This is a genomic window from Serratia sp. BFP-2025, from assembly GCF_050880365.1.
GTDB lineage: Bacteria > Pseudomonadota > Gammaproteobacteria > Enterobacterales > Enterobacteriaceae > Serratia > Serratia surfactantfaciens.
This window is the reverse complement of record NZ_JBPAFV010000002.1, coordinates 37,247-49,701: the sequence shown is the minus strand read 5'-3', so window position 1 is coordinate 49,701 and position 12,455 is coordinate 37,247. Positions and strand designations below refer to the sequence as shown.

Here is a 12,455-nt window from a genome sequence, read left to right as displayed (position 1 = left end):
ATTCAGTACGTCGCTTCATTTTCATCCTCTTCTTCAGCGTCGCCTGTTGCCGATTTGGCTTATGACCAGTCAAATGATTTAGTGACTAATTATTTACCAGTGGTTTAATTTTAGCCATTAAAGGTGTGACACACTGTATGTTCGTTCGCCTATCAATACGCGTTATCGGCTGCCGATAACAGTGGTATCCACGGTGCCGTGCTCATTGATACTGCAATGCAGGTATTTGGGTAGCAGTGATTTTTTAAATATCCATAGGAACAAACTACTTTATCGATCGTTAAAACAGATCAATAATCATCGTTTGAATGGTTTAATCTATTGGTTAGGGGCGCTGTGGTGAGCAAGGATGGATCAAATATCAAACGTAAGGCATGGCTATGCGTGTTTATCGGTTGTGGGCTGTTCTGGCTGCTAACCGCTGCCGTGATTTACTGGCTACTGATTAAGTAAGCTGAGCAGGAAGACGATTGGTGAACAAAAAGCAGGCTAAAAATCGTGAGGGCGCTCGGCGTCGCGCGCAGTCCAAAATTCCGCCTTCATGGGTGCTGAGCGATGAGCAGCGCGCCTTCATTGAAGATTTGTGGCAGGATAACGCCCCTGAGGCGGAGCGACCTATCGCCCAGCGGCGCTAACCGATCAGGCGGCTACGGCCGGCCAATGCGCCGAACAGCATTTGCAGGAGAGTCAGACAGAGCAACACGATCAGTGGCAAACGCCAGCCTTCCGTCAGGTCATGCAGCAGGCCGAACAGGGTGGGGCCCAAGGCCGCCAGCAGATAACCGACGGATTGCGCCATACCCGATAACAGCGTCGCCTGGTGATGATGCTGACTGCGCAATCCGAAGAACGACAGCGCCAGCACCAGCGAACTCCCCGCGCCCAACCCGGCGAACGTCAACCACACCAGCGAGCTGGCGGGTTGCACCAATAATCCCCCGACGCCGATAAAGATCAGCAGAGAACTGCCCAGCGCGATCGCTCGCTGATCGCGCGCCCGCGGCAAAATCACCACCATCACAAAGTTGGCGACGATCGCCACCACCTGATACACGAACAGCTCGAAGCCCGCCTGCTGAGCCGAGGTGCCGTGGCTGGCGGCAAAGGCGCTGAACCAGCCGATAATGGTGTAAAAAGCAATAGATTGCAGCCCCATGAACATCGCCACCTGCCATCCCAGCGCACTGCCCCAGGGAGAACGATAGCGTTGCGGCTCCGTCGACAGCGGCTCTTTGACTGCGGGCGTGGCGGGGCGTCGCAGCTGTGGCAGCCACACCAGCAGCGCCAGCAGCGCGGGCAACCCCCAGCACAGCAAAGAGAACCGCCAGCCGAGATCGCCCAGCGAAGCCAGCGGCACCGCCAGGCCGGAGGCGATGGCGGCGACCAGCGACATCACCGCCGCATAGGCGGCGATCATGGCGGCGGCGCGATGTGGGAAATCTCTTTTCACCAGCGTCGGCAGCACTACGTTGGCGAGGGCGATGGCGGCGCCGATCAGGATGCTGCCCAGCCACAGCATGGCGTCTTGCGGCAGGGAACGCAGCGCAATGCCGCAAACCAGCAGCGCGAGGGCGAGGCCCAGGGTGCGCTCGATGCCGATGCGTTTCGCCAGCGCCGGGGTCAGCGGCGAAAGAACGGCGAACAGGATTAGCGGCAGCGAGTTGATCAGGCCGGCGGCGGTGGCGGATAACGCCAGCTGTTGCTGGATCTGCTCCAGCAGCGGGCCCACGCTGGTCAGGGCGGCGCGCAGGTTGGCCGCGATCAGCATGATGCCGACGATCAGCAGTACCGGGCGATGTAAACGGCGGCGCGGGGTTAAGCTGGATGATGGGGATGAAGCGGGTTGCGGCATGGGTTCCTCGCACCAGGGCATGCAGTCAATCAGCGCTGCATGGCGTGATGCGTTGATTGACGTTAACGCTTACGTACCGCCAAATTGGCGGTATCCGATCGCAAGTGTAGGGAAGATGCTTCACGCTGACAAGGGGAGGGGCCGGCGTGATAGGGGCGGTTAATCCCCGTCGGTGACAGGATAATTGCCATTATGTGATCCTGGTCACTGAGTGAACTAAAAGTCCTGGCGCGGGGCGGGCCATGCGCCGCTTTCACTTCTCTCTCCCCCCATGCGGCTGCTCTCCGGCGTGCGCGCTCGTCATGGCATTTCACTTTGCCTCCATTCCGCTTCCTGACTTTTCGATCTATTTCGATTCGAAAGGTTTTTTGGCGATTTTTTTGCTAAAACGGGGCTGTAAGCCCGATCACAATTTCATTGCTTTCGCTTTGCTGTAATGCCAGCGCAGTAGAGCGAAAGCCATCTTCTCCCCGGCGATGCCGGAAACCTGAGGACCGCAGCTCATGCCAGTGAATACCGCAAAGCGACGTGAACACATCATCGATCTGTTATGCGAGCACGGCAGCGTGCGCGTGGAGCAGCTCAGCAAACAGTTTGCGGTATCCACGGTGACGATCCGCAACGATCTGCGCTTTCTGGAACGAAAAGGGTGTGCGCTGCGCGCTTACGGCGGCGCGATGCTCAATCAGCAATTCGCTTTCGATCGGCCGTTGCGGGACAAAGGGCGGTTGAATCGCGACGTCAAAACGCTGATCGCCAACGCGGCGGCCGGCTATGTGCGCGACGGCGATGCGCTGATCCTCGATTCCGGCTCCACCACCGCGCAGATCGTGCCGTTCCTGAAGGGGCGGCGCGATCTGGTGGTGATGACCAATGCGCTGAACATTGCCTACGAGCTTTCGGGAAACGACGGGGTGGAGGTCATGGTGCTGGGGGGCAGCGTGCGCCGCAACTCTTACTCACTCTACGGTCCGGCTGCCGAGCAGCAATTGCGTCAGTACCGATTCGACAAACTGTTTTTGGGCGTCGATGGGTTCGATCTGAGCGCCGGCATCACCACGCCTCACCCCGGTGAGGCGCACCTCAATCGCGTAATGTGCGAGGTGGCACGCGAGATTATCGCGGTGGCGGATGCCAGCAAATTTGGTCGCAAGAGCTTTTGCATGATTCGCGAAGCCGGACAAATCCATCGGCTGATCACCGACAGCCGTCTTCCGGACGATTACGAGCGGGCGTTAACCGAGCTGGGCGTGGAGGTCATCATCGCCGATCGGTAGCAGGGCGCCTGCATGGGGGCTTCATGCAGCAGTTGTTACAGCTTGTCGAGCAGCACAAGGCCGGTATGCCGGTCGGGATCTTTTCCGTCTGTTCCGCCCATCCCTGGGTTCTGAAGGCCGCGTTGCGGCAGGCCAAAGCCCGTGGCACGCCGGTGTTGGTGGAAGCGACGTCCAACCAGGTCAATCAGTTCGGCGGCTATACCGGCCAAACGGCGACCCAGTTTCGCGATGCGCTGTGGCGGCTGGCGGATGAGGTTGGCCTGGCGCGCGAGCGCGTGTGGCTGGGCGGCGACCATCTGGGGCCCAACGCCTGGCAAGATCGCCCGGCTCAGGAAGCGATGACGCTGGCGGAAACGTTGATCGACGATTACGTCCGCGCGGGATTTCGCAAAATTCATCTCGATTGTTCCATGTCGTGCGCCGATGATCCCTCGCCTCTGGGGGATGCCGCTGTCGCCGAGCGGGCAGCGCGTTTGTGCGCGGTGGCGGAACGCGCCTGGGCGCAGAGCGGCGGCGAAGCGCCGGTCTATGTGATCGGCACCGAAGTGCCGGTGCCGGGCGGCGCGCAGGAAGCGCTGGCGGGCCTGCAGGTCACCACGCCGCAGGCGGTGGCGCAAACCCTGGAAACACACCGTATCGCCTGGCAAAAGGCCGAGCTGAACGATGCCTGGCAGCGAACCATCGCGCTGGTGGTGCAGCCGGGCGTCGAGTTCGATCACCACAGCGTCGAACGTTACCAGCCGCAACGCGCCGATGCACTGAGCCATTTCATCGAACGGCAGCCGGGCATGATCTATGAAGCGCACTCCACGGACTACCAACCGCCGCAGGCCTATCGCCAGCTGGTGCGCGATCATTTCGCCATCCTGAAGGTGGGGCCGGCGCTGACCTTTGCGCTGCGCGAAGCGCTGTTCGCCCTCGATCGCATCGAACGCGAATGGCTGGGGGAACGCCAGTCGGCGCAGCTGTGCGCCACGCTGGAACAGGTGATGCGCGAGCAGCCGCAACAGTGGAGCCGCTATTACCACGGTACGCCGCACCAACAGTACCTCGATCGCCACTACAGCCTGAGCGATCGGGTGCGTTACTACTGGCCGCAGCCGCAGGTGCAGCAGGCGGTCGACGGCTTGCTGGACAACCTGCGCCGCAGCCCGGCGCCGCTGGCGCTGCTCAGTCAGTATCTGCCGGATCAGGCGCGGGCGCTGAACGCCGGCGAATTGAGCGCCGATCCGCAGGAGTGGGTGCTGCATAAAGTGACGCAGGTGCTCGACGATTACCACGCCGCCTGCTATCCGGAGGGCCGCTGACATGCCGAACATTTTAATGACCCGCATCGACAATCGCCTGGTGCACGGCCAGGTGGGCGTGACCTGGACCAACACTCTCGGCGCCAACCTGGTGGTGGTGGCCAACGACGAGGCCGCCGCCGATCCGGTGCAGCAGAACCTGATGGACATGGTGGTGGCGGAAGGGGTGCAGACCCGTTATTTCACGCTGCAGAAAACCATCGACGTGATCCACAAGGCGGCGGATCGACAGAAGATCTTTCTGGTATGCAAAACGCCGCAGGACGTGTTGACGCTGGTGCGCGGCGGGGTGCCGATCCGTTTCGTCAACGTCGGCAATATGCATTTCGCCGAGGGGAAGCGGCAGGTGCACAAAACGGTGTCGCTGGACGACGGCGACGTGGCCGCGTTCCGCGCGCTGGCGGCGCTGGGCGTGGAGTGCGAAGTGCGCCGGGTGCCGGATGAGGCGGGCGAGGCGATCGGCAAACTGCTCTTTTGAGCCTGGGGGGGAAGCATGTTGACGGATGCGTTATTGATTGCGCTGTTGGCCGGGTTGGCGGGGGTTGATCTGTTCGACGGCCTGACCCACTTCCACCGGCCGGTGGTGATGGGGCCGCTGGTGGGGCTGATTTTGGGCGACGTCTACACCGGCTTGCTGGTGGGCGGCACGCTGGAGCTGGTGTGGATGGGGATGGTGCCGCTGGCGGGCGCCCAACCGCCGAACGTGGTGATCGGCGGGGTGATCGGCACCGCGTTCGCCATTCTGACCAAGGCCGATCCTAAAGTGGCGATCGGCGTGGCGGTGCCGTTCTCGATAGCGGTGCAGGGCTGCATCACGCTGCTGTTTACGCTGTTCTCACCGATGATGCACCGCTGCGATCGTATGGTGAAAGAGCTGAACTGGCGCGGCATCGAACGGGTGAACTACCTCGGCATCAGCATTCTGTTCATCTTCTATTTCGTGGTGGCGTTCCTGCCGATTTACTTCGGCGCCGATGCGGCCAGCGCCATGGTGCAGAAGGCACCGGGCTGGCTGCTGGACGGGCTGGCGGTGGCGGGCGGCATGATGCCGGCGATCGGTTTCTCGCTGCTGATGAAGGTGATGATGAAAAAAACCTACGTGGCCTATTTCATTCTCGGTTTCATCTCGGTCACGTTTCTCAAACTGCCGATTCTGGCGGTGGCGCTGGGCGCCCTGGCGATCGCTCTGATCGACTTCTTCAACACGCAACGCGGCGCGGCAGAGGCGACGGCTCGGCCCGCTCCGCAGGAGGACGCCGAAGATGGCATTTAACGATTCCGACGATCTGCTGGCGCAAAAGGCCGATCAGCGTATGGCGCAGGCGCTGGCCACCAGCCAGGTGGAGCAGGACGATTACCTGGACAGCCAGCCCGCCGAAGCGCTGACGCGCGGCGACATCAACCGCATGGCCTGGCGTTCGCTGCTGCTACAGGCATCGTTCAACTACGAGCGCATGCAGGCCGGCGGCTGGCTGTATCAGCTGATCCCCGGGCTGCGCAAGATCCACCGCAACCCGCAGGATTTGGCCAATTCGATGAAGATGCACATGGAGTTTATCAATGTGCACCCGTTCGACGTCACCTTCCTGTCCGGCCTGGTGCTGGCAATGGAGCAGAACAAGGAGAAGATCTCCACCATCCGCGCGGTGAAAGTGGCGCTGATGGGGCCGCTTGGCGGCATCGGCGACGCGCTGTTTTGGTTGACGCTGCTGCCGATCTGCGCCGGGATAGGCGCTTCGTTGGCGCTGGAGGGCAGCCTGTTCGGGCCGATCGTCTTCCTGCTGCTGTTCAACCTGTTCCACTTCGGCCTGCGTTTCGGGCTGGCGCACTACGGCTACCAGGCCGGCACCAGCGCGCTGGCGCTGCTGAAGACCCACACCCGGCGTATTTCGCACGCCGCCTCCATTGTCGGCATGACGGTGATCGGCGCGCTGGTGGCCTCGTATGTGCATCTGTCCACGCCGCTGGTGATGCATGCCGGCAAGGCCAGCGTGGCGCTGCAGACCGACGTGCTGGACAAGCTGATGCCCAACTTACTGCCGCTGTGTTTCACGCTGCTCATTTTCTTCCTGATGAAGCGCGGATTCTCGCCGGTGAAGCTGATTGGCGTCACCGTAGTCATCGGCGTAGCGGGCAAATTTATCGGCATTTTGTGAGGAGCGGAATATGCCAGGCATTGTGATTACCGGCCACGGCGGCTTCGCCAGCGGGCTGTTGCAGGCGGTGGAACAGGTGGTGGGGCCACAGCCGCACTGCGCGGCGGTCGATTTCCCCGAACAGATGAGCACCGCGCAGCTCAGGGAGGCTTTGCGTTCGGCGCTGGTCGCAGTGGCGCAGCCGGACGGCGTGGTGTTTCTCACCGACATGCTCGGCGGCTCGCCGTTTCGCAGCGCCTGCGAGCTGGCGGATGCGCAGGGGGATTGTGAAGTGCTGACCGGCGTGAATATGCAGCTGGCGGCGGAAATGATGCTGGAGCGCGACGGGTTGAGCCTGGATGAGTTTCGCGAGGTGGCGCTGGCGTGCGGTAAACGCGGCCTGACCAGCCTGTGGCATGAGCGCCGCCGGGTGAAATGCGAAAACGTGCAGGCCGACGGCATCTGAACGAAAACCGGGCGCGCTCGCGCCCGGCTTCGTGAGTTATGCCGGCAACGGGCTCAGCGCCAGGCGCGCCGGTTGGTCTTCGCCGCGGCTGAAGCGCCAGCAGGTCTGGTGATATTTCGCCACGCTGTTGCGGTGCGCCACGCTGATCAGCGTCACGTCCGGCAGTTCATCCACCAGCAGGCAGTACATCAATTGCTCGGTTTCATCGTCCAGCGCGCTGGTGGCTTCGTCAAGGAACAGGAGGCTAGGGCGTATCAGCAGGGCGCGGGCGAAGGCCAGCCGCTGTTGCTCGCCCGGCGACAGGCGATGGCTCCAGTTGGCGGAGGTGTCCAGCCAGCGCTGCAGGTGTTTCAGGCGGCAGTTTTCCAGCACCCGCATCAGCTGCGCGTCGCTGTATTCTGTCGCCAGGCTCGGATAGCTCAACGCTTCACGCAGCGTGCCGATCGGAATGTAGCTGCGCTGTGGCAGGAACAGCGTGTTGGCGTTGGCCGCCAGCCCGATGGCACCCGCGCCGTAAGGCCAGATGCCGGCGATGGCTCGCAGCAGCGTCGACTTGCCGCAGCCGGAAGGGCCGACGATCAGCAGGCGATCGCCGCGTTGCAGCGTCATCTCGGCGCCGGTCAGCAGCGGCTGGCCGTCGGGCAAGTTCAGGCTGAGATTGTCCAGCGTTAACGGATGGACGGCCTCTTCCCGCAGCTGAATGCCGCGCGGCTGATGATGCACCTGATCGACGGCGGCGTTGAAGCCCGCCAGACGGTTGACGCAGGCTTTCCAGGTCGCCAAATCGTTGAAAGCGTCGATAAACCACGACAGCGCCCCCTGCACCTGGCCGAAGGCCGAGGCGATCTGCATCAGGCCGCCCATCTGGATGGCGCCGGAGAAGTAGCGTGGCGCCGCCACCAGCAGCGGAAACACGATAGCGAACTGGCCGTAGAAGTTGGTGGCGATGTTCAGCCGCCGGGTGATGCGCATGATCGCCCACCAGTTGCTGCGAATGGTATCGAAACGGTCGCCCAACTGCTGTGCCTCGCGCGGTTCGCCGTGGTACAGCGCGATGGCGTCATTGTTTTCACGGATGCGGATCAGGCCGAAACGGAAGTTCGCCTCGTACCGTTCCTGGTTGAAGCCCAGCATGACCAGCGGTTTACCGACCCACCAGATCAACAGCGATCCCAACACCGCATACAGCAGCGCGAACCACACCATATAACCGGGCAAGGTGATGGCGTGCTGGCCGAGTGCGAAGGTCATCGGCCCGCTGACGTGCCATAAAATGTCGATAAAGGAAAACAGCGTCACCAGGCTGGAGAGCAGCCCGAGCGACAGCGACAGGGTATATTGGGTCAACACGTTGAGATCTTCGGCGATACGCTGATCGGGGTTATCGACGATCTGCTGCTGCTCGGTGTGGTAATACGCCTGATGCGCCAGCCATTTATCCATGAACTTTTCCGTCATCCAGCGCCGCCAGCGCATCTGCAGCCCCTGGGTCAGGTAGATTTTATAGACCGCCAGCACGATGAAGATCAGCGCCAGATAGGTAAAGCGCCACAGCTGTGCCTTGAACACTGGGTAGTTCTTGTTCTGCAGCGCATCGTAGAACACCTGGTTCCACTGGTTGATCTGCACGCTGATATAGACCAGGCCAAGCGACAGGACGACGATGGCGATCAGCATCATCCAGGCGCGCCATCGCTCCTCTGACACCCAAAAGGGTTTGATCAGCTGCCAAACGGCGTGTTTCTGCAAGGGGGTTGCGTTCATAGCGGCTCATTCATTGCGGCATTTTGTTCAGCATGGGCCGCGGGCCGGTAACAAACAAACCGTGACTGTAAGCAGTTTTGACTCCGCTAACCGTTTGAAATAATACGGTTGAATCGCCGGCGGCCATGCAGGCGATCGCAATTGCGGCATACACTCCGGCGCCGGGCGGTTATACTGGCGCCGAATTTTTGCAGAAAGGATAAACGATGAAGGCTTGGTTTCCCCTGTTGCTGACCTGCGGCGTCTTCGCCAGCGTCCGGGCCTGGGCGCACATTGACGAGCCGGACATTGCTGCCGACTGCCAAAAGGTGGCGAGCTACGCCGAACTGGGAAAAAAGGCTTATCAGCGGCAGGATTACGCCAAAGCCGCCGACATCTTTCGCGATCAGGCGGCCTGGAGCGAATTTTGCGGCCTGAGCGAGCAGGCGGTTGCCACGGCTTACAACAACGTGGCGCTGTCGCTGATGCACGCCGGCGAATTGCTCAAGGCGCAGGCCTATCTGGCGCTGGCACCGCACGACGATAAATCGCAGCACAACCTGAGCCTGTTGCGTCAACGTCTGGCGCAGCGGCCGCAGCCGCAGGGGCCGGGCGGCGTGTATTGGCAATACGCCGGGCGCGGCGTGTGGAGTGAAGTGGTGGTTAAGCCGCAGGGCGAGCGCTGGCTGATCGATTTTTCCGGCTACGCGATGCCGCAGATGGGGCTGTATTACGGGCCGAACATGGGGGACTTTTCCGCGGAGCTGCCGATCGCACACGGCAAGGCCGTCTACCACCAGCACGAGTCGGACAGCGCGCAGGTCTGCGACGTGACGATGGAGTTCGGCGAGCAAGCGTTGGAAATGCACACGCGGGGCGATTGCGGGTTCGGTCACAACGTGCGGGCGGAAGGGAGGTTCGTGCGGGTAGAATGACCCGCCCCGACGACCGGGGCGAGCAGGATTACGCCAGTGCGGCGGCGCCCAGCAGATTCTTCCAGGCTTCCACATTGCCCAGATAATTGCCGGCCGGCAGCAGATGCAGGCGGCCATCACTATCCTGCAGTGCAAAGGTCGGGAAGCCCTGGCCTTGCACTTTGGCCAGCAGCGCCCGGCTTTCCGCGATATGTTGCGCGGTCGGCGCGCCGCTGTTGAAGCGCATTTCGGCGATAAACGCCGCCGAAGGCAATCCCAGCTCTTTCGCCAACGCTTCCAGCACCGGCGTGTCGGCGATGCGACGGCCTTCCTGATAGTGCGCCTGCTGAATGCGGTGCAACATGTCCAACCCGCGCCCCGCCAGCTTTTCCGCCGCCAGGATAGCGGTGATCGGCGGCTCGGAATCCATCACCGCCGTGGTGTCGCGCAGCAGACCGTTGAAATAGGCTTCACCGAACGGCTGGCCCGTCATTTCGGCGATGCGTTTGTCGTGCGGAATGACGTAGTTGCGCCATTCGTCGGTAATCTGACGGCGGTTGTTGCCGGTCATCATGCCGCCGGCGTGCGGCACGACCTTGAGCCCTGGGAGGCTCTGAGCCGCTTTCACCAGCGGCGCGGCGCCGTAGCACCAACCGCACAGCGGATCGAAAATGTAATGCAAAGTGGTTTCGGTCATCTTAGCTCCTCGCCTGGCGCGGCAGTTCGCCGCCGCGCCAGGACTGGTTCAATCACGCTCGGGCGCTTATTGCGGCCACTTCATCTCGCCTTTCAGCACTTTCGCGCTCAGTTCCAGGCTCGATTCGTCTTTCAGCGTCGGGTAGTGCTTTTTCATCGCTTCAATCAGCGCGGTGGAATCCTTGGCCTTAGGCAGCTCGGCTTCCAGCGTGGTCAGGTATTTCTGAGTGAAATGCACCGATGCCAGCGTCTGCGCTGCACCCGGCAGGAAGTGGCCCGGCACGACGACCTGCGGCTTCAGCGCTTCGATGTTTTTCAGCGTCTGCTGCCAGTGCTGGCGCGATTCCACGCTCTGGTTGTCGGCGATCCACGGATGGATATTGTCCCCGGCGACCGCGACACCGCCCACTACCGCTTTCAGCGCCGGGATCCAGACGAAGGTGCGATCGGGAGTCGGGCCGTTCAGACCTTTCACTTCCACTTTTTGGCCGTCGATGGTGAAGCTGTCGCCCTGCAGCGGCTGCGGCACGATCACGGTTTTAGGCGCGTTGTCTTTCAGGATTGGGCCCCAGTAGGCGACTTTGCCGTCTTTGGTGGCGTTGATGTCCTTGATGGTGCCCGGCGAAGCGATGATTTTCGCCTCCGGGAAGGCGGCCTTAATCACGTCCAGACCGAAGTAGAAATCCGGATCCGAATGGCTGATGTAGACGGTGGTCAGTTTTTTGCCGGTCGCCTTGATCTTTTTCACCAGCTCTTCGGCATCGTTGCGCTGGAACTGAGCGTCGATCAGCGCCACTTCGTGTTTGCCGCTGACGATCTCGGAAGACACCGGGAACACGCTTTTCTCGCCCGGGTTATACACTTCCATGGTCAGGGTGTCGGCAGCGGTGGCGTAAGCGCTCAGGGTGGCGACGCCGGTGAAGGCCAGAGTTAACAGTGATTTCTTAAACATGGGCAGAGGTCCTTAGGTATCGGTTAATGTTGTAATGATGTTAGGTTGCATAAAGCGATAGAAAAACCGGATAATAAGCAATTATTCGTTGCATAAATCGGACTAATCATGGATCGCATTACCGCCGCTGAGGTTTTTGTCACCATCGTCGATCGCGGCAGCATGATCGCCGCCGCGGAAACGCTGGAGATGTCACGTGCGATGGTGACGCGCTATCTGGCGCAAATGGAGCAATGGGCCGGAGCGCGTTTACTGCATCGCACTACCCGTAAGCTTAGTCTGACCGACGCCGGTGAGCGCACTCTTGAGCGATGTCGGCAAATGTTGGCGTTGGCGGGGGAGATCGATCTGGTGGAGGAAGGGCAGAGCGATGAGCTGCGTGGCCTGCTGCGCATCACCTGTTCGCAGTCGCTGGGGCAAACGGCGCTGGTGGGGGCCGTCGCTCAATATCTGAAGCGTCACCCGCAGGTGGCGGTCGATCTGCAGATGAACAACCGGGCGGTGAATCTGGTGGAGGAACGCATCGATCTGGCGCTGCGCATCACCAATGAGCTGGATCCCAATCTGATCGCCCGGCCGCTGTCCAGCTGCGCGTCGGTGGTGTGCGCCGCGCCGGCTTATCTGGCGGCGCACGGCACGCCGCGTCAGCCGCAGGATCTGGCGTTGCACAACTGTCTGACCTACTCCTATTTCGGCAAAAGCCTGTGGCATTTCGACGCGCAGGGGGTGAAATCGGCGGTGGCGGTCAGCGGTAACCTGAGCGCCAATGAGTCGGTGGTGTTGATGGCCGGCACGGTGCAGGGCGCAGGCATTTCCATGCAGCCCTATTATTCGGCGGCGCCGCTGCTGGCCAGCGGCGAGCTGGTGGAACTGTTGCCGGGCTATCGGCCGCAGTCGATGGGCATCTACGGCATCTACACTTCACGTCGACAAATGCCCGCTACCCTGCGCACCATGCTGGACTTTCTGGTGGAGTGGTTCGCCAGCGATCCGCAGTGGCAGGCGACGCTGCGCTGATGAAATTAACAATGCGGTAACATTTGCACACATTTTTCATCGTCAGCGCATTCAAGCGCTTAGCGCCCAGCGCTGAATGATTTGTGCGCTGTCCGC

General features: G+C 61.4%; 13 protein-coding genes. 9 read left to right on the top strand and 4 right to left on the bottom strand.

Annotated elements, in window-relative coordinates; all coding sequences use genetic code 11:
- Positions 1-336: 336 nt before the first annotated feature.
- Positions 337-453: a YmiA family putative membrane protein gene (locus ACRAWE_RS15730; protein WP_071532867.1), complete on the top strand. Its 117-nt coding sequence runs from the start codon at positions 337-339 to the stop codon at positions 451-453.
- A gap of 178 nt (positions 454-631) precedes the next feature.
- Here ACRAWE_RS15730 and ACRAWE_RS15725 read toward each other — a convergent pair whose 3' ends face one another.
- Positions 632-1,852 (bottom strand): CynX/NimT family MFS transporter, encoded by a 1,221-nt coding sequence (locus ACRAWE_RS15725; protein ID WP_019455693.1) that lies wholly within the window; start codon positions 1,850-1,852, stop codon positions 632-634.
- Between the two features lie 503 nt (positions 1,853-2,355).
- On the opposite strand from ACRAWE_RS15725, the gene agaR reads away from it, so the two are divergent.
- Genes agaR through agaF form a run of 6 tightly spaced genes read left to right on the top strand, consistent with a single transcriptional unit; the run spans position 2,356 to position 7,037 of the window.
- On the top strand, positions 2,356-3,129 hold the full coding sequence (agaR, locus tag ACRAWE_RS15720) for a transcriptional repressor AgaR (RefSeq protein ID WP_004931804.1): 774 nt from the start codon (positions 2,356-2,358) through the stop codon (positions 3,127-3,129).
- A gap of 23 nt (positions 3,130-3,152) precedes the next feature.
- Positions 3,153-4,436: a D-tagatose-bisphosphate aldolase, class II, non-catalytic subunit gene (locus tag ACRAWE_RS15715; protein WP_019455695.1), complete on the top strand. Its 1,284-nt coding sequence runs from the start codon at positions 3,153-3,155 to the stop codon at positions 4,434-4,436.
- 1 nt (position 4,437) lies between these two features.
- Positions 4,438-4,914, top strand: coding sequence for a PTS N-acetylgalactosamine transporter subunit IIB (gene agaV / locus ACRAWE_RS15710; protein ID WP_019455696.1), 477 nt, complete (start codon positions 4,438-4,440; stop codon positions 4,912-4,914).
- A gap of 15 nt (positions 4,915-4,929) precedes the next feature.
- Positions 4,930-5,709, top strand: a complete 780-nt coding sequence (gene agaW / locus ACRAWE_RS15705) for a PTS N-acetylgalactosamine transporter subunit IIC (RefSeq protein WP_019455697.1) — start codon at positions 4,930-4,932, stop codon at positions 5,707-5,709.
- Positions 5,699-6,592 (top strand): PTS system mannose/fructose/sorbose family transporter subunit IID, encoded by an 894-nt coding sequence (locus ACRAWE_RS15700; protein WP_019455698.1) that lies wholly within the window; start codon positions 5,699-5,701, stop codon positions 6,590-6,592. The genes agaW and ACRAWE_RS15700 overlap by 11 nt, the downstream gene beginning before the upstream one ends.
- Positions 6,593-6,602: 10 nt before the next feature.
- Positions 6,603-7,037, top strand: a complete 435-nt coding sequence (agaF, locus tag ACRAWE_RS15695) for a PTS galactosamine/N-acetylgalactosamine transporter subunit IIA (RefSeq protein WP_019455699.1) — start codon at positions 6,603-6,605, stop codon at positions 7,035-7,037.
- A 36-nt stretch (positions 7,038-7,073) separates the two neighbouring features.
- Here the strand turns inward: agaF and ACRAWE_RS15690 are convergent, their stop codons facing one another.
- Complete coding sequence (locus ACRAWE_RS15690; protein WP_019455700.1) at positions 7,074-8,801, bottom strand: ABC transporter ATP-binding protein/permease; 1,728 nt, start codon at positions 8,799-8,801, stop codon at positions 7,074-7,076.
- A 206-nt stretch (positions 8,802-9,007) separates the two neighbouring features.
- Between ACRAWE_RS15690 and ACRAWE_RS15685 the strand changes: the two genes are divergently transcribed.
- Positions 9,008-9,715 (top strand): hypothetical protein, encoded by a 708-nt coding sequence (locus ACRAWE_RS15685; protein WP_019455701.1) that lies wholly within the window; start codon positions 9,008-9,010, stop codon positions 9,713-9,715.
- 28 nt (positions 9,716-9,743) lie between these two features.
- Here ACRAWE_RS15685 and ACRAWE_RS15680 read toward each other — a convergent pair whose 3' ends face one another.
- A complete protein-coding gene (locus tag ACRAWE_RS15680; protein WP_015378930.1) occupies positions 9,744-10,391 on the bottom strand; it encodes a DsbA family protein in 648 nt (215 codons plus the stop codon).
- 66 nt (positions 10,392-10,457) lie between these two features.
- Positions 10,458-11,342: an MBL fold metallo-hydrolase gene (locus ACRAWE_RS15675; RefSeq protein WP_063917950.1), complete on the bottom strand. Its 885-nt coding sequence runs from the start codon at positions 11,340-11,342 to the stop codon at positions 10,458-10,460.
- Positions 11,343-11,450: 108 nt separating this feature from the next.
- Here ACRAWE_RS15675 and ACRAWE_RS15670 point away from each other — a divergent pair, with 108 nt between their 5' ends.
- Positions 11,451-12,359 (top strand): LysR family transcriptional regulator, encoded by a 909-nt coding sequence (locus ACRAWE_RS15670; protein ID WP_019455703.1) that lies wholly within the window; start codon positions 11,451-11,453, stop codon positions 12,357-12,359.
- The last annotated feature ends 96 nt before the right edge of the window (positions 12,360-12,455 follow it).